This window comes from Priestia aryabhattai B8W22 (assembly GCF_000956595.1).
GTDB lineage: Bacteria > Bacillota > Bacilli > Bacillales > Bacillaceae_H > Priestia > Priestia aryabhattai.
Genome location: NZ_JYOO01000070.1, coordinates 1 through 889, shown reverse-complemented (window position 1 = coordinate 889; position 889 = coordinate 1). Strand labels below are relative to the sequence as shown.

The following is an 889-nucleotide window of genomic DNA, read 5'->3' as shown; positions in this document are numbered from 1 at the left end:
CATTCAGTAATGGCACCTGCATGACGGGCTATGTCTCCTGATGTGGGTAGCTTTGTTCTGGAATTATTTATTATCGGAGCATAAGCCTTGCCGCCTTCAAAAACCAGTCAGGCAGAACGCCGAGCTTGCGGCAGGCAAAAAAAAAACCGGCCTGGGCCGGTTTTCAAACAGACAAGCAGACTTACTCGTCCACATCGGTTTTGCGTCGTACCGGAACCAGTACATTGCGTGCTTTCTCGCGTGCCGACTTGGAAGAATCAAACAGCTTCCAGGCTCCCAGAGCCAAAGCCCCGATACGCATCCAGCGCCCGCCGAAACTGCTCAGCACGGCAGAAGCACCGGACAACAGGAACGGATAACGGCGCGACAAGGACAGCGCGCTAGTGACCACACCGCCCATGCTCAAACCCGAAGGCTTGACGCTGTTCCACAAATTACCGGGGCTTAAATCTTCGCCCAGGGAGTGGATCTGGGACGACATGGTCTGCCGCTCCAACGAGGCGCGGACTCGCAACAGTTCAATACGCACAGCCCGCTCCTGGGCGGACATGCTCTCTTGCTTCGTGCTCATTTGCCGTCTCCCTCGGAATCCCTCAAGCGCTCATAAATGCGACATCGCGACGCAACTCGGACAAGGTGGCTGAAAAGGAATAGGGCCTGTGGTCAGACGGCGGCGTACGGCCAGGAAAAGCCCACCCCCAAACCGGCATACAGAACGACCAGCACTCCCAAAGCCCAGTAACGATAATCCGTAGGCCAGAAGTACAAGGCCAGCAACAAGCTGAAAACCAGCACCGCCAGAGTGGAGAACAGCAGTGCGCCAAACACCATGCTGAAGATGGTGATCAGGCTTGCCTTTTGCTGACCGGCTTCCAGAGCGAACAGCTCC

Annotated in this window: 2 protein-coding genes; both read right to left on the bottom strand. The window is 56.2% G+C overall.

All coding sequences use genetic code 11. From position 1 onward, the window contains the following. Positions 1-181: 181 nt before the first annotated feature. The gene (locus tag N178_RS26500) at positions 182-571 is read right to left on the bottom strand and encodes a hypothetical protein (RefSeq protein ID WP_035271170.1); all 390 of its coding nucleotides are present in this window, start codon (positions 569-571) and stop codon (positions 182-184) included. A gap of 92 nt (positions 572-663) precedes the next feature. Then, positions 664-889 (bottom strand): phage holin family protein (locus N178_RS25420; protein WP_202813390.1); only part of this gene is annotated, 226 nt, incomplete at its 5' end.